At 36.8% G+C, this 20,817-nt stretch carries 22 protein-coding genes; 16 read left to right on the top strand and 6 right to left on the bottom strand.

Features of this window, described 5'->3' with window-relative positions:
- Position 1: 1 nt before the first annotated feature.
- On the bottom strand, positions 2-2,206 hold the full coding sequence (gene rlmKL / locus F938_RS03590) for a bifunctional 23S rRNA (guanine(2069)-N(7))-methyltransferase RlmK/23S rRNA (guanine(2445)-N(2))-methyltransferase RlmL (RefSeq protein ID WP_004831142.1): 2,205 nt from the start codon (positions 2,204-2,206) through the stop codon (positions 2-4).
- Positions 2,207-2,436: 230 nt separating this feature from the next.
- Between rlmKL and F938_RS03585 the strand changes: the two genes are divergently transcribed.
- From F938_RS03585 to F938_RS03535, 11 genes are all read left to right on the top strand, one after another.
- Positions 2,437-3,018 (top strand): LysE family translocator, encoded by a 582-nt coding sequence (locus F938_RS03585; RefSeq protein WP_227567568.1) that lies wholly within the window; start codon positions 2,437-2,439, stop codon positions 3,016-3,018.
- 24 nt (positions 3,019-3,042) lie between these two features.
- Positions 3,043-3,360 (top strand): hypothetical protein, encoded by a 318-nt coding sequence (locus tag F938_RS03580; protein ID WP_005029462.1) that lies wholly within the window; start codon positions 3,043-3,045, stop codon positions 3,358-3,360.
- Between the two features lie 107 nt (positions 3,361-3,467).
- Positions 3,468-4,215 (top strand): IS5 family transposase gene (locus F938_RS03575; RefSeq protein WP_100250461.1). Its coding sequence is split into 2 segments (ribosomal slippage): positions 3,468-3,560 and positions 3,562-4,215, totalling 747 coding nucleotides; the frame shifts between segments, so codons are not numbered across the junction.
- Positions 4,216-4,257: 42 nt separating this feature from the next.
- Entirely contained in the window at positions 4,258-4,560 is a 303-nt protein-coding gene (locus F938_RS03570) for a hypothetical protein (protein WP_005029458.1), read from the top strand.
- A 133-nt stretch (positions 4,561-4,693) separates the two neighbouring features.
- Positions 4,694-5,053, top strand: coding sequence for a hypothetical protein (locus F938_RS03565; RefSeq protein ID WP_005029457.1), 360 nt, complete (start codon positions 4,694-4,696; stop codon positions 5,051-5,053).
- A gap of 178 nt (positions 5,054-5,231) precedes the next feature.
- The gene (locus F938_RS03560; protein WP_005029456.1) at positions 5,232-5,771 is read left to right on the top strand and encodes a hypothetical protein; all 540 of its coding nucleotides are present in this window, start codon (positions 5,232-5,234) and stop codon (positions 5,769-5,771) included.
- 93 nt (positions 5,772-5,864) lie between these two features.
- On the top strand, positions 5,865-6,881 hold the full coding sequence (locus F938_RS03555; protein WP_005029454.1) for an aspartate carbamoyltransferase catalytic subunit: 1,017 nt from the start codon (positions 5,865-5,867) through the stop codon (positions 6,879-6,881).
- Between the two features lie 16 nt (positions 6,882-6,897).
- Positions 6,898-8,133, top strand: coding sequence for a dihydroorotase (locus F938_RS03550; protein WP_005029453.1), 1,236 nt, complete (start codon positions 6,898-6,900; stop codon positions 8,131-8,133).
- 187 nt (positions 8,134-8,320) lie between these two features.
- On the top strand, positions 8,321-9,859 hold the full coding sequence (locus F938_RS03545) for an OmpA family protein (RefSeq protein ID WP_005029452.1): 1,539 nt from the start codon (positions 8,321-8,323) through the stop codon (positions 9,857-9,859).
- A gap of 122 nt (positions 9,860-9,981) precedes the next feature.
- Positions 9,982-11,019, top strand: a complete 1,038-nt coding sequence (locus F938_RS03540; protein WP_005029451.1) for a hypothetical protein — start codon at positions 9,982-9,984, stop codon at positions 11,017-11,019.
- 106 nt (positions 11,020-11,125) lie between these two features.
- Entirely contained in the window at positions 11,126-11,905 is a 780-nt protein-coding gene (locus F938_RS03535; RefSeq protein ID WP_005029449.1) for a Rossmann-like and DUF2520 domain-containing protein, read from the top strand.
- A 39-nt stretch (positions 11,906-11,944) separates the two neighbouring features.
- Here the strand turns inward: F938_RS03535 and F938_RS24440 are convergent, their stop codons facing one another.
- Positions 11,945-12,106, bottom strand: a complete 162-nt coding sequence (locus F938_RS24440; protein WP_004831130.1) for a hypothetical protein — start codon at positions 12,104-12,106, stop codon at positions 11,945-11,947.
- Between the two features lie 124 nt (positions 12,107-12,230).
- Complete coding sequence (locus F938_RS03530; protein WP_005029448.1) at positions 12,231-13,634, bottom strand: aminotransferase-like domain-containing protein; 1,404 nt, start codon at positions 13,632-13,634, stop codon at positions 12,231-12,233.
- 161 nt (positions 13,635-13,795) lie between these two features.
- Here F938_RS03530 and F938_RS03525 point away from each other — a divergent pair, with 161 nt between their 5' ends.
- Positions 13,796-14,641 (top strand): hypothetical protein, encoded by an 846-nt coding sequence (locus F938_RS03525; protein WP_227567566.1) that lies wholly within the window; start codon positions 13,796-13,798, stop codon positions 14,639-14,641.
- 61 nt (positions 14,642-14,702) lie between these two features.
- On the opposite strand, the gene trmB is transcribed toward F938_RS03525, so the two are convergent.
- From trmB to F938_RS03510, 3 genes are all read right to left on the bottom strand, one after another.
- Positions 14,703-15,419, bottom strand: a complete 717-nt coding sequence (trmB, locus tag F938_RS03520; RefSeq protein WP_004831127.1) for a tRNA (guanosine(46)-N7)-methyltransferase TrmB — start codon at positions 15,417-15,419, stop codon at positions 14,703-14,705.
- 194 nt (positions 15,420-15,613) lie between these two features.
- Positions 15,614-16,168: a lipocalin family protein gene (locus F938_RS03515; RefSeq protein WP_004831126.1), complete on the bottom strand. Its 555-nt coding sequence runs from the start codon at positions 16,166-16,168 to the stop codon at positions 15,614-15,616.
- 154 nt (positions 16,169-16,322) lie between these two features.
- Positions 16,323-17,231 carry a LysR family transcriptional regulator gene (locus F938_RS03510; RefSeq protein ID WP_005029445.1) on the bottom strand — a complete coding sequence of 303 codons (909 nt, stop codon included), beginning with the start codon at positions 17,229-17,231 and terminating at the stop codon, positions 16,323-16,325.
- 92 nt (positions 17,232-17,323) lie between these two features.
- On the opposite strand from F938_RS03510, the gene F938_RS03505 reads away from it, so the two are divergent.
- The 4 genes from F938_RS03505 to F938_RS03490 all read left to right on the top strand — a co-directional run bounded on the left by F938_RS03505 (position 17,324) and on the right by F938_RS03490 (position 20,771).
- Positions 17,324-17,746 carry a PACE efflux transporter gene (locus F938_RS03505; protein ID WP_005029444.1) on the top strand — a complete coding sequence of 141 codons (423 nt, stop codon included), beginning with the start codon at positions 17,324-17,326 and terminating at the stop codon, positions 17,744-17,746.
- A gap of 240 nt (positions 17,747-17,986) precedes the next feature.
- Positions 17,987-19,246 (top strand): putative DNA modification/repair radical SAM protein, encoded by a 1,260-nt coding sequence (locus F938_RS03500; protein ID WP_005029443.1) that lies wholly within the window; start codon positions 17,987-17,989, stop codon positions 19,244-19,246.
- Positions 19,247-20,026, top strand: coding sequence for a TIGR03915 family putative DNA repair protein (locus F938_RS03495; RefSeq protein WP_005029442.1), 780 nt, complete (start codon positions 19,247-19,249; stop codon positions 20,024-20,026).
- A gap of 154 nt (positions 20,027-20,180) precedes the next feature.
- A complete protein-coding gene (locus F938_RS03490) occupies positions 20,181-20,771 on the top strand; it encodes a Type 1 glutamine amidotransferase-like domain-containing protein (protein WP_005029441.1) in 591 nt (196 codons plus the stop codon).
- Positions 20,772-20,817: the final 46 nt, after the last annotated feature.

Genomic DNA, 20,817 nt, shown 5'->3' with positions numbered 1-20,817 from the left:
ATTAAACAGGGAAGTGTTTAATTTTCCAAGCTCTGTGGATTTTTTGATTACGTTTAAAATCTAAACCAATGGTTTCATTGCTGATTTCTTGCACATCAAACATAGCCTCAATTTCTTCATCCATCTCAAAACCACGATAGTTATTTGAGAAATATAAAGTCCCTTCGGTCGTTAAGCGGTTCATTGCTCGTTTAAGTAATGAGATATGATCACGTTGAACATCGAATGTACCATAGAATTTTTTTGAGTTAGAGAAAGTTGGAGGATCAATAAAGATCAAGTCATATTGTTCATGACCCTCTTTGAGCCATTCGAAACAATCGCTTGAGAAAAATTGGTGTTGTTCATCAGCATGATCTACGGTCAGACCATTCAGTACAAAGTTTTCTTTAGACCAGTTTAAGTAAGTATTGGATAAGTCCACACTGGTTGTACTGGCAGCACCCCCTAAAGCGGCATGCAAACTTGCAGTCGAGGTGTAGCTGTATAGGTTAAGGAAGTGTTTGCCTTTGGCTTCTGCTGCGATGCGTAAGCGCATTTGACGATGGTCTAAGAATAATCCCGTATCTAAATAATCAGTTAAATTGACCAGAATTTTAGCTTTACCTTCCTGAACGATAAAGCGTTTAGACGCAGTACTTTGTTTGGTGTACTGCGCTTTACCTTCTTGACGCGCACGGGTTTTGATAAAAATTGCATCACGACCTAAACCTGTTACCGCACGGATCGAGGCTAAAGCAAGATTAAAACGCTTTTTGGCTTTTTCAGGATCAATTGATTTCGGTGGGGCATATTCTTGGACATGCAAACGATCACCATAAAGGTCAACTGCAACATTAAAATCAGGTAGATCCGCATCGTAAAGTCTTAAGCAATAAATATTTTCTTTGACTGCCCATTTCTTTAAAGCTTGCATGTTTTTTTGCAAACGGTTGGTAAAGTCTTCAGCACCTTCAATCTTTTCAAATTGTTGAGGTTGCCAATCTGCAAGGAAGGGCTTACTGACTGTTGCTGGTTTAATATCACCAAAACGAACATAAATCGGTAATTTACCATTCATCAAACGTAAAATTTGTGGATTGTTGAAAGCCAATACATCCGCTTGTTCAACTGCTGCAGCTATAACAGCTGCATATTGATTTGGGAAATTCTTTTGTAAAAGCGCAGATAGACCTAAATATAATGCTCGATTTGAAGCTTTATCTCCCAAACGCTCACCATAAGGAGGGTTGGTGACAACAAAGGATGTTTTACCTTCAGCATGGAAGTCTGGCCAATCTGCTAATGTACGTTCTTCGATTTGAATTTGATCGAGTTGCTGTTCAAAACCTGCCGCAATAATATTTTGCTTGGTGGCTTTTACAGCTTCCCAATCTGCATCATAAGCATAGAATTTTGGTAAAGGTTGTTGTAATGCGGCTTGATGACGGTCTGCGGCTTCAGCTTTGATCGACATCCAAAGTTCATGGTCATGCCCATTCCAACCATTGAAACCAAAACGACGGACTAAACCTGGCGCACGGTCAGTCAGAATCATTAGTGATTCAATGATAAACGTACCTGAACCACACATTGGGTCAAGTATGATTTCTGGGTGACGTTCTTTCAATTTGGCTTTTTGTAAAATGGCAGCGGCTAAATTTTCTTTAATCGGTGCATCGGTCATGTAACGGCGATAGCCACGCTTATGTAGAGAATCGCCAGATAAGTCTAGGCAGTAGGTATGTTCAGTTTTGCCTGCAAGTACATATAAGGTAATTTCAGGTTGCTTAATATCAATGCTTGGGCGTTTACCCACTGCTTCCATGAAAGAATCAACCACGCCATCTTTGACACGTAAGGTTGCGAATTGAGTATTGACCTTGATATCACGTTCAACGTGTAGGCGAATGGCAAAAGTACTTTGTGGTGCAAAAATTAACGACCAATCAAAGTTGATCGCACCTTCATAAAGTTCTTCAGCAACGTCACGTGCATCATGCGTAAATTCAAGTTCATGTGTATGAATAGGCGTGAGCACACGTGAAGCAAGGCGTGACCACATACAAATACGGTAAGCATCTTCAAGTTTACCCTTAAAGACCAAACGTCCAGGAAATTTTTCAATATTTTGAATCCCTAAACCTTGAATTTCTTCTTGCAGTAAGGTTTCTAGTCCATCTGCACAGGTAACCCAATATGTAGAAAGACGCGGTTTCGAATTCATGAATATTTCCAAAGACATTAAAGCAATCGCATATTTTAGCGTATTTTGATGACGAAAACTTGTGGATTGTGCCAAGAAGATCGAATTTTTCCAAAAACCTTAAAATTCTTTTATAGATTGTGGTGATTTGCTTGAAATATATTCAAATATCCATATCTAACCAAGATCAAATCAAGAAATTTAAAAAAATGCTGAGTCTTATTCTTTCAATGTTTATTTTTTCACTTTCAATGTCCATATCGCCAGGACCTGTAAATTTAACCATTTTAACCAGCAGTATGAATTATGGCGCTAAACGCAGCTTTGGTTTTATTTCAGGGGCAACAATTGGCTTTACTTTGCTATTGGCATCAGTCTGTTTTGGTCTATATCAAATCATCGTGGTTTATCCTTTGCTATTGGATATTATTACCGTATTGGGTACAGTTTTACTGTTATGGATTGGGCTAAATATTCTGCGCGCAGAAGGCACAACGATTTCTACCCAAAGCCATGCTCAAACTAAAATTCCCACCTTTATGCAAGGTGCATTGATGCAGTGGCTTAATCCAAAAGCATGGATTGCGGCTGTAGCAGGTACGGGTTTGTTTTCAACAGGTCAAATCGAAAATGCTTTGCTGATTTTTGTGCTGATTTATTTTGTGGTGTGTTATTTATCATTAGTGTTGTGGGGAGTTGTGGGGCAAAAATTAGCAAACTTTTTAAACACAGGAAATCGCGCACGAATTTTTAATGTAGCGATGGGATTGGTACTTATTTTTATCTCAATAGAAATGTGTTGGACATATTTTTATCATTCACCTGCTTTATAAGATCATGATCTAGAGAGCTTGGACATGTCAGCGGAATTTTATGTCACCTTTCAGCCTGAAGATTGGTATCGAACACATCGTCAATTGGTGATTCAAATCGCTCAGCAATTGCAGAGTTATCAATTCCTCCAGTCAAATATTGTTTATTTAAAAGCAACGACAGTGACAGGAAATGCATGGGAATATGATGTCCGTTTGATTTTTGAAGAATCCCAAATTCTATTGGAAATATCTGCAATAAATGATCAACTCAGACAAGAAATAAAAGCTTTTTTGGCTTTATTCGGTCAATATGTGCAGGTTGATGTGATCGATGACGATGGAGAGCAAACAAAGTGGTAACTTGGAATTCATCAGTGAACAAAATAATTAGGGTGTGTTGACACTTTTAGATTAAAAAATAGCGAAGTAGTAAAATTAAATCGCCAAACCCAATTTTACTATTCGCTATGCCTCGTACCATGTTAACAGATCAACACTGGCAAAAGTTGAAAGCTATTTTGCGTAATTTATCCATTCATCTCAACTCAAATTTAAGAAATTTTTTTTGAAGCGATTCTTTATAGGATAAGAACTGGATGTCCTTGGCGTGACATACCCACTTGCTTTGGACAACCGAACTCTATTTTTAAACGTTTTAATTGCTGGTCAAGTAGTGGTAAGTTACTCACTATATTCAAATTATTATCACTGAATACCGATATGGAATGGCTATTCATCGATGGTTCCCATATTCGTGCTCATCAACATTCTGCGGGTATTGCTGATCAGGCAATCTCTAAAAGTGCAGGAGGAAACTCCTCCAAAATACATTTAGTTGTAGATTCAAATGGTAATCCTATTGATTTCATTATTACTGATGGAACCACGCATGATGTTAAAGTCGCACCTGATTTAATTTCAAAACTCGATTTAAATGAGGTAGAGGTTGTATGTGGAGATAAAGGTTACGATTCAGAGCCATTAAGAGAGCAGATTAGAGCAACTAGAACAAAAGCGAATATACCTAAAAAATCCAATAGCCAATCAAACAATGACCATATGGATTGGTATTTATATAAAATCAGGCACTTAGTAGAAAATATGTTCTGTAGATTAAAGCAATTTCGAGGAATAGCCACTCGATACGACAAGTTAAAACGGAACTATGAAAGTTCTGTTGCATTAGCTTGTATATTTTTATGGCTCCCATTGTAGGTTAAATTATGAACCCTAAATGTCAACAGACCCTAACCTGTCATGATAAAACAAAAGCAAGTCTTTGAAGTATTGATTGATTGGTATACACCTGAGAACGGTGGACGTCAGCATATCCCACAACATGGTGTTTATTACTGTACAACAGAGATTTTGCACAAGCATAAGATCAATACTTGGAGTATTGCACTTAAAATGAATGCAATGTCTCCTTATGAAGCAGAAATGTGGTTTTTGTTTGATCATGATGAACGTCATATACACATTGGGCAATTATTCAATTTATTGGAAGGACCTAGATGTGTCGGTCAAATCATGATTCAACGACTTAATTCAACGACTTAAAGATTCTGATTGATTGAACTTTTTAAAAGATGACAGCTGTTAGAATTTAAAATTGGTATATAAATTGCTTAGTTATTCATCGTATTGGTCAGTGTGCTGATGTTAAAAAATTAAATGAATACAGGGGATTTTTATGCAACCAGTCAATAACAATCGATTTATTGCACATGCAGATGCATTTTCAATTGGGGCACTCATTTTAACCAGACTTAGACGTGTAACAGGGCGAGTCATAGATGTGATGTATTTGGTTGACAATAAAAGCTATGCGCAGTATGTCATTGATATATCTTTAGCAACTCAAGATGCTGAGCTCAATCGACATGCTTTACGTTTACAGCATTTACTTGATCAAGAACAACCAGATTTAGATACAACCGTTGACCGGATAGAACAGGATTCAGCATCTGAAGAAGGCTATATTTCTGGTGCAACGGAAGAAGAAATATATCGTGCACAAGTTTCTCATCACTATATTGGTGCATTGAGATAATACAAAATTAAAAGCTTTAAGTATAAAGATGGTCGGGCTTGAAGCTTTTTACGCATTTGAAACAGTAAGTATCCCATTCAACTTATAAGCTGATAAAAATCATAATGATCATAGCGTATAGACTTTGAGTTATAGTAAGTTTAATACGGAAATCAGCAAATATTTAAAAAGACATCAAATGATTTATTCAGGTACAGCAGATGAATCATTCGCTCAAACAGCGCGACGTTTGGCAGATTATAAACTGGCAAAAGATGCAGTTTTTCGACAATGGTTGGACAATAAAAAGTTTAAAGAATTGATTTCGTGCGCACATGGTCGTTGGTATCCTTATGAGGAATTTACATTACCACTTGCACAGTATTTTGCAGAGCAACATGATTTAGCTCATTTAAAATTTTTGTGTGAACATGAAATCCGTTTTCGACTAGAAGATACGCTGAATTGTCTAAAACGAGTCAAAGAATTTGATACGGCATTAACAAATAGCCAAATATTGGAATATGACCTAACCCATGTAGATCCTGAAAAATATCATCCGATTCAGGAGTTGTTTAAATGGCGAGATAAAGCACTGAATAGATTAGACAGTTATCTTGAACTTTTAAAAGATCAATCCGACCAAGACTATATTGAACTGATAAGACAATTAAAACAAAAGCTATTGCAAATGGATGTGAAGCAGTCTGATTTGAAATTGATCAAATTTAAAATTTGATCAGTATTTTTAGCGTTATTTGCCCAAAACTTCGTCTGCCAAAGAAAAGGAAAATCTGTATAATACGTTAACTTAACCTCTAAGGAATCTCTCATGCACTTGGCGGCATTGCATACACCGAGTCAGATTCAACTCAATAATGATGGAAACTTAAAGCATTTCCTGACCATCGAAGGTCTTTCTAAAGAAACCCTCACTAAAATTCTAGATACAGCCCATTCTTTTATAAATGATCAAAATCAACTGATAACGACACCGCTTTTAGAAGGTCGTACAGTGATGAATCTGTTTTTTGAAAACTCAACTCGTACCCGTACCACTTTTGAAGCTGCTGCAAAGCGCTTGTCAGCCAATGTACTGAATATTGATATTGCACGTTCAAGTACCTCAAAAGGTGAAACATTACGTGACACACTTTGGAATTTAGAAGCAATGGCAGCCGATATTTTCGTGGTGCGTCATTCTTCTTCAGGTGCTGCTCACTTTATCGCAGAAACTGTATGTCCTCATGTCGCTATTATCAATGCAGGAGATGGACGTCATGCACATCCAACTCAAGCAATGTTGGATATGTTGACCATTCGCCGTGAAACTAAAAAGAATTTTGAAGATATTAGCCTTGCAATTATTGGCGATATTAAACACTCTCGTGTCGCTCGTTCAGACATTGCTGCTTTACAAACGCTCGGCTGTAAAGATATCCGTGTCATTGCACCAAACACATTATTGCCTCATGGTTTTGATGAATATGGTGAAGGTGTACGTCTATTCAATAAAATGGATGAAGGGGTTAAAGATTGTGATGTGATTATTACCTTACGTATTCAAAATGAACGTATTGATTCACCCGCTTTGTCTTCACAAGCTGAGTTTTACAAAATGTATGGTTTGAACAAAGAACGCCTTGCTTTTGCAAAACCAGATTGTATCGTGATGCATCCTGGACCTATGAATCGTGGTGTAGAAATTGATTCCAGCATTGCGGATGGGGATCAATCGGTGATTCTTCATCAAGTGACCAACGGTATTGCAGTTCGTATGGCTGTTTTGGCGCTGGCAATGCAAGGTCAGTTGCAGGAAAAAGGTTTATTAGACGCGATTGCAGTTTAAGGTAGAGGATAAAGTCATGAGTATTGTAAAAATTGAAAATGTACGTGTCTTAGACCCCATCAACAAAACTGACCGCGTACAAACTGTTTATCTGAAAGATGGAAAACTTGTAGAGTCCTCGAATGACGTTGTTGAAAGCATTGATGGGCAAGGGAAGTGGTTGATGCCGACCATGGTGGATCTTTGCGCATGTTTACGTGAGCCAGGTCAACAACAGCATGGAACACTAAAGTCAGAAGGTAAAGCTGCTCGTGAAAATGGCATTTTACATGTGTTCACACCACCTGACTCCCAACCGATTGTGCAAGATAACGGCGCTTTAATTCATGGTTTGGTTGAAAAAGCCATGTTGGATGGCGGTATCCACTTACAGGTGATTGGCGCACAAACACAAGGTCTAAACGGAAAACAGCCTGCCAATATGGCGGGGTTGAAAAAGGGTGGCTGTACAGCTGTTTCAAATGCCTATGCGACCTTTGAAAATGATGATGTGGTACTTCGTACACTGGAGTACGCCGCGGGTTTGGATATGACCGTTGTGTTCTATCCTGAAGAGCATCAAATTGCCAAAGACGGATGTGTACACGAAGGTTTTGTTGCCTCACGTCAAGGTTTGCCAATGATTCCTGCGCTTGCAGAGACAATTGCTATTGCAAAATATTTATTAATGATTGAAGCCACAGGCGTTAAAGCGCATTTTGGCTTACTTTCGAGTGGCGCATCTGTCGATTTGATCAAAATCGCAAAGCAGAAAGGTTTGCCAGTCACAGCGGATGTTGCCATGCATCAACTGCATTTAACTGATCAATTGATTGATGGTTTTAATTCGCTTGCGCATGTACGCCCACCTTTACGTGCTGAACAAGATAAGGAATTACTTCGTAAGGGAGTAAAAGAGGGCATTATTGATGCGATTTGTACACATCATGAACCTTTAAGTGGCTCGGCTAAATTAGCACCATTTGCTGAAACTTTGCCTGGTATCAGTGCATTTGATACCTATGTGTCTTTTGGCGTTCAATTGGTTCGTGAAGGTTTATTTGAACCTTTAGAATGGGTTGAAAAAGTGACATCTGCACCTGCAAAAGTTGCTAACATGACTGAACGTTGGATGAAAGAATCAGGTTGGGCATTGGTTGATCCAGACATGGAATGGACAGTGAGCAAAGACAGCATTTATTCAAATGGGAAAAATACACCACTAATTAATCAAAAAATGTTGGGTAAAGTTGTAGCGACGTTTATCGCTTAATATAGGAAAGTGTTCACTTCTATTGAGTTTAAAAAGCCAGCATAAGCTGGCTTTTTTTATAGATATAAAACATTTATTGCTACAAAAAGATATTATAAATATCAAAAATTAACCACTAGAATAAAAAACGATCAATAAGTGATTCTAATGCGACAAACACAACAATGATATAGGAGTGTCCAGAATTATGAATATTATTGAGCTTTTAAAACAACAAGTGACAACAAAAGTTTTACAACATGATCAACAGTTTCAAGATGAAAAAATCGGTGCGTTAAGCGCATTTTTTCCCATCCTTCTTACCATTTTTAAATCCAAACCTGAACTGATTAGTACACTTCAGCAAAATCTGAATCCACGGCTCGCTGACATTTTTAGTTATCGTCCAGAAACGGTAAGCCAATTTCTTGATCTGGTTCGGGGGGATGCACCGGCACAAGACATTGAAAACATATTAAATCATGCTATTTCTCCCACATTATCTTTGCTTGCAGATCAGGCAGGCTCAGACAATAAACATGAAATTTTCGATTTAATTAAGGCGCAGTGGGGGAATATTCAGGCTGCGTTGCCTGCATGGGCTGGGGGCTTATTTACAGCACTTGGGCTCAGCGTTGGAGGCTTAGGTTTCGCTTCCAATGCAGAAGCTGTGCCTGTTGCAGAAACGGTCATACCACCTGTTGAGCCCGTTGCTCCTGCACCCGTTGAAATTGTCACGCCTACACCTGTTCCACCGCTTAACTCAAACCCAGTTCAAGATGAGCCAAAGAAATCAAATTGGCTGTTGCCCATCATTGCTTTATTGGTGATTGCAGGTTTAGCTGCATTATTGTTCAAGCAATGTAGCAGTAAACCTGCTGTAGTTGGCGAATCTACAACAGGAAGCTCAGCTTCACAGGCTGTTGTAGATTTACAAGCTGCTGAATTTCAGCTTTCTACTAATGCTCAGGGTAAGCTGGCAAATTGCCAAGCACAATCCAGCAGTCAAACTTTGTTGGATCAATTAAAAGGTGCTGTTGCCTCTGTTTTTGGTCAAGCAGATCAGTGTCAAATTACAGCCAATACAGCTTATGCAGGTGACTTGCCAGATCAAAATGCAATCAATCAAGTTTTAACAAAAATTAAAGGAATTCCAAATATTTCATTGGCATGGATGGGGGATCAATTTACCATTCAAGCCCCAGATTTGGCTCAAGCACAAAAATTAGCTGATGAATTAAAAGGTATTATTCCAAATGTAAATATTACAGCAAACCAATTAACTGCGAATCTCGCTGCATCGGATGCGACAGCAAATGTCGATACAAGTAATTCACAAGCTGATCAAGCATTGTCAAATATTCAAGTAGACTCTGCGAATGTCAATGATATTGCCGCAGCTTTAAACCTTCAGGTGATTAACTTTGCAACTGGTTCTACAGGTATTCCTGATGCCAATAAAGCCATTTTGGATAAAGCAGCGAGTTTGTTAAAACAACTACCTGATGCAAAACTTGTGGTCAAAGGTTTTACTGATAATGTCGGGAATGCAGCCTCAAATAAAACCTTATCCGAAAAACGAGCGAAATCCGTTGTCGCTTATTTGGTTGAAAAGGGAGTTCATAGTTCTCAGCTTACTGCGGAAGGACATGGTCAGGATAACCCGATTGCAGATAATTCGACTAAAGAAGGGCAATTTAAAAATCGTCGCATTGAGTTTGAAGTGGTGGGTGCAACCACACCTTAAGATTCTCATTATAATGAAATGAATAAAAAAGCTTCTGGACAAAGAAGCTTTTTTATTTTTTGCTCGAAAATCGCATCAAATTTTGTTTAAATGGCGCAGATAAAAAGATGATTGGATAAACAATGAATAAATCCTTTAGCCCTTTACTTATAATTATAGCCCTTTCAAGTTCTTTGCTATTGTCAGGATGTGATTATTTTAAAAAGAAAAAAGATGACAACAATACCGCACTTGCTGAGTGGAGTTGTACCAACCAAAGCAATATTGATCAAATTCAGAAATTTTTAAAAGATGAATATTTACGTCAAGTTTCAGACAATATTGCCAATTCAGGTTATGAAGCAGACCAAGCATTATTGCAAAAAATCAATAATGGTCTGAAATTTGAAGTCAAAAATGTACGCACTCTTAGTAATGATTCTACCAAAACCAATCAGTTAGAGTGTGAAAGTCAGCTGGTTGTACAATTTCCTAAAGGCTTACAACAGCGTGCTGAAAATGCCTATGCTGAATATGGTCAAGATTGCCGTAGCGAAGAATGTGAAGGTGAAGGTTATCGTACACTTCGAGAATATATTGAAGCAGGCGAGTCTAAACTGGTGCTCGGTAATGATCAGCTAAAAGGCAAATTTAATTATAATGTGGTTAAAACAGATCAAGATGGTTTAACGCTGGATGTGTTAAATCAAGATGCAATTATTCAAGGTGTCAGTTTTGTGTCTGTCAAAGCTGTGCAATATGCTGCTTATATTAAAGAAAATAAAGATATACGTGAACGTCAGCAAGAAAATCAGATCGAAAATGCGGCACAGACTGAGCTTGCGCAGAAAGCCATGGATATCCGTAAAAAAGAGCTTGATGAAGAAAAAGCCAAACAAGTTGATCGTTTAAATCAAACTTGGGACAGTTTAACGGAAGAAGCGAAGGCACAACTCAAGCAAGATCAAGCAGAGTGGTTTGAAAAGCGTGATGTAGACTGTAAAGTGATTTCACAAAAAAGTTATAGTGAACTGCCTGAAAGTGAGGTTGAAACCTATCAGCAACAACGCCAATATTGGGATGATGCGATGTCTCAACAAAATAAAGAAATGCAATATACCAAGTGTTTTAATAAGCGAACTGCTGAACGTATTATTTATCTCAATAACGCGTTAAATTAAACTAAATATATTCAGATCATTTTTCTGAAATATAAAGAAAGGGATGAATTGATTCATCCCTTTTTTATTGGCATGCTGTAAGCCAATTTAAATTTAAGATGTTGCTATGCGTATTAGTTTCATTGGTTCAGGTCGTGTTGCGACTCATTTAGCACGAAAATTGTCAGAACAACATGACATTGTACAGATTTATAGTCGTGATTTAATTCACGCAGAAACATTAGCATCTCAAGTAAATGCACAAGCGATAGAACGGCTAGTGCATATTGATCCTAAAATTGATCTCTTGGTGATTGCTGTCAGTGATCAAGCCATTGCACAAGTGATTCAATCTGTTCATTCTCAGCTGACTGAAGTTCTGATTGTACATACTTCTGGTAGTACCAATTTGAAAGTTTTGACCGAGTTTCATCAAAAATCAGGGGTTTTTTATCCCTTACAAACATTTAGTTTTGATCGTAATGTTGAGTGGAAAACGACACCTTTATTCATTGAAACTGAATTAACTGAGGATTTGGCAATACTGACAGGGTTAGCCAATAGCCTAAGTGAGCGTATCTATCACTATACTTCAGCACAACGTTTAAGTTTACATTTGGCAGCGGTATTTGCATGTAACTTTAGTAATTATTGTTATGACATGGCAAAACAAGTGGTTGATGCGCAACATGTTGATTTTAACTTGTTGTATCCGCTGATTTTAGAAACTGCACATAAAGCGACCCAGAATGATCCCGTAGCCATGCAAACTGGACCTGCAATGCGTGGTGATAGGAACGTTTTAAAAATGCATCAAAATATGTTGGAACAACAAGGACGTCTGGATCTTAGCTGTGTCTATAGCTTACTTAGTCAACAAATACAAAAAAAACACTCACTGGAGTAAAGTGAGTGTTTGCTGTAACTTGGTTACTAAAATGACTCATCATTTAATGATAGCAGCGTGATCTGCACCAATGGTGACGATGACTCCGATGCAAAATAGGCTACAGTAGATAAAAAACCAGATAATCATTCGTTTAAAGGCTTTGTCCGAAATAGAACTATCCGCATATTGTGGTTTTTTAGGGCTTTTGTCATCATTCATCGCAAAATCTCTTTCTGCTTAATATGATTGAATTATGACGACATAAGTTGATATCGCGTAGATACAAAAAATTAGAAAAAAAATATAACAGATGAACAGCGAAACTTTTCATCTGTTATAAAAATTAATCTTTAAGTGCTGCTTCAATGATAGTAATTAAATGGTTAAGTGCTTGAATAAATGTTTCATTTAATTCAAAAGAGCAATTGATTCGAATAAAATTATTTTGTTGGTTTGTGATATTAAATAAATTACTCGGTGTAATACTGACGCCTTTCTCCAACATTTGATGATAGACATCATTGCTATTGACTCGTGCGGGTAGTTCAATCCATAAAAAATACCCTGAAGGGTAATAGTTCACATGACATTGTGCAGGTAAATGGGCTTTGAGATAATTAAAGTATTGCTTTTTATAGCGTTGTAAAGTTGAGCGTAAAGTTTTTAGATGTTTTTCATAATGGCGATGAGATAAATATTCGACCAAGGCATTTTGAATAAATGAATTGACTGAAAGGGTACTCATTAATTGAGTGTGTTGAATATGTTCAGAAAATTTTCCTGCATAGACCCAACCTATTCTAAAACCTGCCCCCAAAGTTTTAGAGAAAGACGAGCAGTGTAGAACCCAGTTTTGCTGATCAAAATATTTCATTGGGAGCGGTTTTTTTTGACCATAGTAGAGTTCTTCATAGACATCATCTTCAATGAGATAAATTTGATGAGTATGCAGAAGTTTGGCGAGCTTGAGTTTAATCTCATCACTTACAGTAAAACCAATAGGGTTTTGACTATTCAACATCATCATACAAACTTTGATGGGATATTTAAGAATAGCTTGTTCAAAAGCCTCCAAATCAATACCATGCTCAGCATGTTCAGGAATGGTAATCACTTTTAAACCGAGACGTTCAGCTGCTTGCCATGCGCCATAAAACATGGTTTCTTGCAATAAAATGTAATCTCCAGCATGCGTTAGCGCTTGTAATGAAAGATTTAAGGCATCTAATCCACCAGAAGTCATCACAATATCTGAGGGATCAGTTGGGATACCTTGCATGGCGTACTTTTGTGCAATAGTTTTACGCAGTTGATAATTTCCTGGTGGTAAACTGGGTGTTTGTTCATAACTGCGCCGTTGCTTTGCAAGTTGTCCTAGTGATTGAATAAGCTTGGCTGAATATAACAATTGGCTATTTGGAAATGCGGAACCCAATGGGATGATATTTTCAGATTGTATCGATTTTAAATATTTAAATACCACTGAGTTGATTTCTATCGTTTCATTGACGACATGTACTGGTAGATTGTGTTGAGAAGTTTGCTCAACGACAAAATAACCAGACTTTTCTTTTGAATAAATCAAACCCTGCGCTTCAAGTTCTTGATAAGCATTCATGACGGTAATTAGGCTGAGTCCAGATTGTTCAACTTGCTGTCGAAGTGAAGGGAGTTTTTCATGTGCTTTCCATGTCCCATTTTCAATCAATACTTTAAGACTATGTGCCAGTTGTTCGGATTTATACATGACATTATTCAAGACAAGTTGTGAAATAACTATAACAGATCACATCGTTTCAGCTCTATTTGTTATATATTTTTTATAAATATTTGTGGCTATATTTATTTATGATTTGTTTTCAGAATATTGTTACTTGAGGTGGTAGAAAGTGAGTTAGAGAAATGTTTATGACAGCTCAGTTGAATGTGCTTACACAGTTTTTATCTGATCATGCTTGTTCAACGACGGTGATTAATCATTTAAATCAGAAATTTGTTAACTTTGAAGCAACATTATTACGTGCCAAAGTTTTGCGTGAGTTTTCTGAAAAAAAACATATATTGATTATCCAATCTGAAATGACCACCAAACAAACAGACTTTGCCTATTTGTTTGCGCCGTTTATTTTGGCAAATTTAAATCAAACCGTTTTGTACACTTCACCACTAACAGACCAACTCCAAAGTCTGCTCATGCCTTATTATCAAATTGAAAAAACCATAAATTTAACTGAAAAAGATGAAACTGTCCTAGAAAGCTTAAAGTTACGTCTTGATTTCCAGGATCAAGCATTAATCGAGCAGGACTTTATTTGTTTTGAGTTGTTTAAAGCGCTGACATTGTCTGAAATACAGACCATTTTTTTAATTACAGATTATCCAATCGACATCCAGGGACTATATGAAATTGAGCGTTATTTCAGAATTAGAATTTTTCTGATTCGCCCACAGGATCATCAACTGCAGAGCTCATTTCAATACCAAGCAGATGACTTAAATATGCAACAACTGCTTTTTAAATATAAAGATGCTACGCATATGGCATTATGCCGAGAATTCTCTGAAATGAATGCGAGGATTTTAACTTTATTAGGGCTTTATGATATTTATCGAGCGCAAAATTTAGTTGAAGATATGTTTTATTCTGAGCACATTTATGAAAAATTGTCTGTATATGCTGAATACATGCAAACAAAACTACAGAACAATGTGCTGAGCCCGAAATTCAAGTCCGTATCAAGCTTAACGATGTAAAAAGACGTAAAAAAAGCTGTAACGATTGTTACAGCTTTTTTGATGGCGAAGAAATTCTGATTTAGTTGATTTTTTTGAAAATAAAGTCATTGATTTTATGACCTGATTCAATTCCACGGCGTTCAAACTTAGTTTGTGGGCGCCATTCTGGACGAGGATAACTGTTGCCTTTCCCCGCAAGATTTTCTAGGCGGGGGCGATTATCTAAGACATCAAGCATCCATTCAGCATACGGTTCCCAGTCTGTTGCAGCATGAAAAGTACCACCAATTTCAAGTTTTTCTTCCACCAATGGCATACGATCATGTGACACAAAACGACGTTTGAAATGACGTTTTTTCTGCCATGGGTCTGGAAAATAAAGCTGAACAGTATTGATACTATTATCAGGCATTTCACGAAGCACTTGAATTGCATCTGCATCTAAAACACGAAGATTTTTGACTTCTGCCATGCCTGCTTCATAAACGCACTGCGCAATACCGGGAACATGAACTTCGATTCCAACGAAGTTACGCTCAGGATTGGCTTTTGCCATCAACACTAAAGAACGCCCCATACCAAAACCAATTTCTACAGTCAGTGGGCGTTCCGGATGTTCAAAATGCTGTCGCAAGTCGCCAACAGGGTATTCCAAAATTAACTCACGATGTTGCTCAAGTGCAGTACGTTGTGAAGTATTGAGCGGCGACGATCTGCGCATAAACGTCACAATTTCGCGGTGTTCTTGCAAATTGTCTAAGTCAACAATTTGTGCTTCGATTTGATCGTTTGACATGATTTTGGTAATACTGGAAATCTAAAAGGCGTATTGTAAGTCCTGAGCATGCCAAGTCAAATTTTTTATGGTCAGACTGATTGTATTCAAGCAAAAAATCGAGTCTGATGCTGAATGAATAAAAATTCGATGCTTGAAATTTTGTTCATTCGCCGTTTTAACAAGCATGCCTTTATAAATTTTCCAAGTCTTTACTATTTTTGCTTGGTGTAAATTAAATCTTTTAAGTCATAGCCTAAGTGTTGTGCATAATTTAAATATTCTTCAACAACTACAGGATCTAGTTTTTGAGAACGGCTGAGTAACCAAAGATACTTTTTGTTAGGTGTTCCGACTAAAGCCACTTGATAGTCTTCATCAATTTTTAGAATCCAATAATCACCGCGTCCTACAGGTAACCAACGTAAAGCTTTCGGTAAAAATGTAACTTTTAATTTTGAATTTACAGGTGCATTTTGTACTTTGGCGACCCCAATCGATTGCTGAAGTTTTCCATCTTGACTATAACAAGTATTATCCACTCTAATGCTTCCATTTTCATTTAATGAATAATGAGCAGTTACGTTATAATCACATTTTTTCTGAAAATAGAGGGGTTTGCGAGCGATTTCATGCCATTGCCCCAAGTATTTATTTAGATTGATATCTTTAGCTGTTGGGATTTTTTCATGCTCTGAATGAGCGAGTGCAGCAACACTAAGTAATGCAATTCCACTGACTAAGGTAAATACTCTTAATTTATTATTCATAACAAAGCCTTATCTGTTTTGATCATTCAATCAATATACCTAATGATGGATAAATGTGGATTATCTATTGTAAATTTACTTACAAGTCATGTAATTGAAGGATGAAATTTAGAAACTTCTCAACTTTATTTAAAGCTATATTTGATCGTTAAATTTAAGCATTATGGCAGCTATCCTGATCTAAACTTTGTCTGATCAATTCGATCAGTTCTCGAGTAGCTTTAGGGAGTGCTTTATCTTTTAGCCAAATCAAATAAATCGGGACAGAAAGTTGGTTATAAGTATTTTTAAAATTAATTTGAATTAAACGCCCCTCCTCAATATATGGTTTGACCAGTGAATATGGAAAGTTTCCCCATCCTAAACCTGCTTCAACCATATCAATAGCTGTTTGTAGATTATTGGTCCTCCAGTAAGATGCACCAATTACTGGTCTTAAGTCAGTAATATCTAAATCGGTACTCGCCACAATAATTTGACGAATATTGATCAGATCTTCGATATAAATAGGGTGGTTGTGGTGAGTGATTAAATCATGTTGAGCAGAAATAGTTGCAACGACGGTTTCCAAACTAACCAATTGCAAATGTTCTTGTATTTTAATATTTTGCCCAGAACCTGCCAAACAGATACTGATTTGCTCAGAGTACAATAAATGTAAAATATCATCTTGTGGCGCAGTAATGATTTCAATATTTAATAACGGATATTTGCAGGCGAGTTGATCAATTGCACGCAAAAGCTTCTGATTATTTACATCCGATACCACACCTATTTTTAATATGCTTTCTAGACCTAAAGAAAGTTCATAAGCATGTTTACTGAGTTGTTTTAATTGTTCAGAAATAATGCGAGCTTGTGGGGCTAATGCCAGTGCAGTTGCTGTTGGAATGACTTTTCTTGGTGTTCTTTCAAAGAGTTGTAAGCCTAATTCAGCCTCAATATTGGCGATTCCCATGCTTACTGCTGATGGAACCCTATTCAGGGCACGAGCGGCAGCTGAAAAAGAACCTGTATCAATCACTTTGACAAACAATTCAATATTTTCACTGGTGAAATTCATAGTTTGGTATCAGCTCAACTGAAAGCTATTATCTTTATCTATTATTATAACTGAAATTAAAATAGCCTTTCTTAAAAAATTGAGATTGATTTATGCAAGGGTTTAAACGTCGAGTGATTTATGTGAGTAGTTATGAAATCATCGGATTGACAATTTCATCTTTAGGTCTTGCATTACTTTCAGGGACTCAATTGAGTCATACGGGTCCATTGGCGATTTTTATTACGACCATTGCTGTGAGTTGGAATTTTATTTATAACCTTATTTTTGAGGCTTGGGAAAAACGTCAACTTTCACGTCAACGTACGGTAAAACGTCGTATTGTTCATGCTATTGGCTTCCAACTGACCTTAATTGTGTTTTTAATCCCCTTGATTGCTTGGTGGATGAAAATCAGTTTTCTTGATGCTTTTCTGTTGGATGCGGCATTGATTGTCATTATTCCTATTTATACATTTATTTTTAACTGGTCATTTGATCGCATCTTTGGACTGCCACTTTCAGCGCAAGTTTAGAAGAACATTGATTTTACTATTGAGGTTTGCCCATCAACATGAATGGGCAACGTTTAAATATTTTAAATTCATCGTATATTTCTAGTTTTTATCTAAAAGTTTGAGTTGATAATTTACTGTAAAAATAATGGATTATAATTTATACGTCAGCTCATGTCGTGATGATGATTAGATCAATATTTTACAGCCTTCAGAGTTTATATAATGACTAAAATTCATTGGTAAAATTGAGTTTAAGTCATGACAGAACGTATCAGAGAAAAATTGCAAATTTTGGCAGATGCTGCAAAGTATGATGTGTCATGCTCGTCCAGTGGAAGTCAACGTAAAAACAAGGATAAAGGGCTTGGAAATACTGGTTCTGGTATTTGTCATAGCTATACCGAAGACGGGCGATGTGTTTCCTTACTTAAAATCTTATTTTCCAATGTATGTATTTTTGACTGCTCTTATTGTGTTTCTAGGCGCTCAAATGATGTCAAAAGAGCGGCATTTACTGTGCAAGAAGTCGTGGATTTAACCATTAATTTTTACCGAAGAAATTATATTGAAGGGCTATTTTTAAGTTCAGGAATTTTTAAATCTGCTGATTACACCATGGAACGTATGTTGCAGGTGGTGAAAAAACTACGCCTAGAAGAAAATTTTAATGGCTATATTCACCTTAAAACCATTCCAGGTGCGTCACAAGAAATCATTCATGAAGCTGGGCTTTATGTTGATCGTATGAGTATTAACTTGGAAATGCCGACCGAAGAAGGGCTAAAAAAGTTTGCACCAGAAAAAACTCATGGAGAAGTGCAAAAAGACTTAGGCATTGTACGAGATCGATTAATTCAGTTTAAAGATGAGAGAAAAATTATAAAGTCTGTGCCGAAGTTTGTGCCGGCAGGGCAAACCACACAGATGGTTGTGGGAGCACACAATGAAACAGACCAAGATATCATTCTCATGGCAGATCATCACTATAAAGAATTTAAACTTAAACGGGTCTATTTTTCAGGATATATTCCGATCAATGACCAAGAAAAAGCATTGCCTGTTGTTGGTTCTGCACCGCCACTATTACGTGAGAATCGTCTATATCAGTCTGATTGGTTAATGCGCTTCTATGGTTTTGAGGCAACAGAAATTGTCAATGAAAAACATCCGAATTTAGATTTGGATATCGACCCCAAACTGAGTTGGGCATTACGACATCCTGAGCAATTTCCTGTAGACATCAATCGTGCTGAGTATCGTATGATATTGCGCGTACCTGGTATCGGTGTACGTTCAGCCAAAAAAATTATTCAGGCTCGACGCTTTGGTAAGATTCATATCGATCAAATTAAGAAAATGGGTATTGCATATAATCGTGCTGTCCATTTTATCCGTTGTGCTGATACGCCTGCGTTTGTAAAGGATCAATCACCGAGTCAGATTCGTCATCAAATATTACAAACTGGTCAATCAAAATATACGCAACAACTTTCACCACAGTTGGCCCTTTTATTTTAAATGGCAAAGTATATTTTTGATGGAACGATGACTGGCTTATTATGCTGTGTGTTTCGTGCATTTCAGTTTAAAGAGCTGGATGTCTTGATAGCCAGCCAAAATAGTCTTCAATCCAGTTTATTGGATGAAACGATTTTTATTGAGTCTAATGAAATTCATGCTGATCGCGTGTGGAAGGCATTTAAGCAAAAGGTTTCATCTAATACATTGCGTAATTTTTATTATACTTTTTTATCTGAGCAGGAAAGTGCATTTCAACATTTGTTTAATTTGAGTATCTACGTGTTTTCATCACATCGACGTGTCGATGCTGATTATGGTCATGCAGATGTGCTTGCTGTTTCTAAATGGGCGAAACAAGTGGGGCGTGAGAAGCACCGTATGGAGGCTTTTGTCCGTTTCAAAAAGTGTAAAGATGAATTATTTTTAAGTTTGGTACGTCCTGATTTCAATGTTCTTCCATTGATTGAAAGGCACTTCAAAACAAGATATCAAGATCAACGTTGGCTCATTTATGATGAGTTGCGGAATTTTGGCATTTATTATGACTTAAAAAATATTCATCAAGTCAGTATGAATGTATTTGAGATTGATCAAAATATTGCTAAGGGGACCAGTCAAGATTTTAGTATTGAACTGGATGACGATGAAATCCTTTATGACCAACTTTGGAAAGACTATTTTAATAGTGTCAATATTTCGGCACGTAAAAATATCAAACTTCATATTCAATATGTTCCAAAACGTTATTGGCGCTATATGAATGAGAAACTGATTTGAGCATTGTATTTTTACATAAAATCCGTCGCAGTGCTGTGCTATGATGAAGTTGGACTGATTTGAATATCTAGATTTATTGTCTTCATTTAAGATTTTGAATTATTTTAAAAATTAACAATATTTTTTAATACAACCTGAAAATAGAGCGTTCATCATGAAAAACCTTTTTCTAGCAGCTTCTTTTGCGGATGTTTATTTGGATTTTGCACAGCATATTGATCAGCCTCTAATCGGTAAGTCTGTTACATTTATTCCGACTGCAAGTAAGCCTGAATCAATTACATTTTATGTCGAAGATGATAAAAAAGCCTTTGAAAAGCTAGGCATTCAGGTTGACGTTTTAAATATAGATGAGCAAGACATCCAGTCAATTGAAGCGACGCTAAATCGGAATGACTTTATCTTTGTTTCAGGAGGGAATACCTTCTATCTCTTACAAGAATTAAAACGATCTCAGGCTGATAAAGTCATTTCAAAGTTGATCAATCAGGGAAAACCTTATATAGGCAGTTCCGCTGGCTCTATCGTATTGGGACAAGATTTAGAATATATCAGAACAATGGATGATACTTCAAAAGCACCTTATTTACAGGATATTCAAGGATTGGGATTGATCAATTTTTCAATTTTACCGCATTTTAAAGATGAACCATTTTCAGAAATTACCACACAGATATTCAATGAGTTTTATGCTAAACAGGTTTTAGTTCCACTCACCAACCAGCAATTTATTTATATCAACTGATTATTTTTTAGGTCATCGATGAAATATTGTGGTTTGATTATAATTT

Source organism: Acinetobacter bereziniae LMG 1003 = CIP 70.12 (genome assembly GCF_000368925.1).
Classification (GTDB): Bacteria; Pseudomonadota; Gammaproteobacteria; order Pseudomonadales; family Moraxellaceae; genus Acinetobacter; species Acinetobacter bereziniae.
The sequence above is the reverse complement of the archived record's forward strand: the minus strand, read 5'-3'. Positions and strand labels throughout refer to the sequence as shown.

Coding starts and splice junctions, on each gene's coding strand:
- rlmKL (WP_004831142.1), bottom strand. CDS start 2,206: ATGAATTCGAAACCGCGTCTTTCTACATATTGGGTTACCTGTGCAGAT.
- F938_RS03585 (WP_227567568.1), top strand. CDS start 2,437: ATGTCCATATCGCCAGGACCTGTAAATTTAACCATTTTAACCAGCAGT.
- F938_RS03580 (WP_005029462.1), top strand. CDS start 3,043: ATGTCAGCGGAATTTTATGTCACCTTTCAGCCTGAAGATTGGTATCGA.
- F938_RS03570 (WP_005029458.1), top strand. CDS start 4,258: ATGATAAAACAAAAGCAAGTCTTTGAAGTATTGATTGATTGGTATACA.
- F938_RS03565 (WP_005029457.1), top strand. CDS start 4,694: ATGCAACCAGTCAATAACAATCGATTTATTGCACATGCAGATGCATTT.
- F938_RS03560 (WP_005029456.1), top strand. CDS start 5,232: ATGATTTATTCAGGTACAGCAGATGAATCATTCGCTCAAACAGCGCGA.
- F938_RS03555 (WP_005029454.1), top strand. CDS start 5,865: ATGCACTTGGCGGCATTGCATACACCGAGTCAGATTCAACTCAATAAT.
- F938_RS03550 (WP_005029453.1), top strand. CDS start 6,898: ATGAGTATTGTAAAAATTGAAAATGTACGTGTCTTAGACCCCATCAAC.
- F938_RS03545 (WP_005029452.1), top strand. CDS start 8,321: ATGAATATTATTGAGCTTTTAAAACAACAAGTGACAACAAAAGTTTTA.
- F938_RS03540 (WP_005029451.1), top strand. CDS start 9,982: ATGAATAAATCCTTTAGCCCTTTACTTATAATTATAGCCCTTTCAAGT.
- F938_RS03535 (WP_005029449.1), top strand. CDS start 11,126: ATGCGTATTAGTTTCATTGGTTCAGGTCGTGTTGCGACTCATTTAGCA.
- F938_RS24440 (WP_004831130.1), bottom strand. CDS start 12,106: ATGAATGATGACAAAAGCCCTAAAAAACCACAATATGCGGATAGTTCT.
- F938_RS03530 (WP_005029448.1), bottom strand. CDS start 13,634: ATGTATAAATCCGAACAACTGGCACATAGTCTTAAAGTATTGATTGAA.
- F938_RS03525 (WP_227567566.1), top strand. CDS start 13,796: ATGACAGCTCAGTTGAATGTGCTTACACAGTTTTTATCTGATCATGCT.
- trmB (WP_004831127.1), bottom strand. CDS start 15,419: ATGTCAAACGATCAAATCGAAGCACAAATTGTTGACTTAGACAATTTG.
- F938_RS03515 (WP_004831126.1), bottom strand. CDS start 16,168: ATGAATAATAAATTAAGAGTATTTACCTTAGTCAGTGGAATTGCATTA.
- F938_RS03510 (WP_005029445.1), bottom strand. CDS start 17,231: ATGAATTTCACCAGTGAAAATATTGAATTGTTTGTCAAAGTGATTGAT.
- F938_RS03505 (WP_005029444.1), top strand. CDS start 17,324: ATGCAAGGGTTTAAACGTCGAGTGATTTATGTGAGTAGTTATGAAATC.
- F938_RS03500 (WP_005029443.1), top strand. CDS start 17,987: ATGACAGAACGTATCAGAGAAAAATTGCAAATTTTGGCAGATGCTGCA.
- F938_RS03495 (WP_005029442.1), top strand. CDS start 19,247: ATGGCAAAGTATATTTTTGATGGAACGATGACTGGCTTATTATGCTGT.
- F938_RS03490 (WP_005029441.1), top strand. CDS start 20,181: ATGAAAAACCTTTTTCTAGCAGCTTCTTTTGCGGATGTTTATTTGGAT.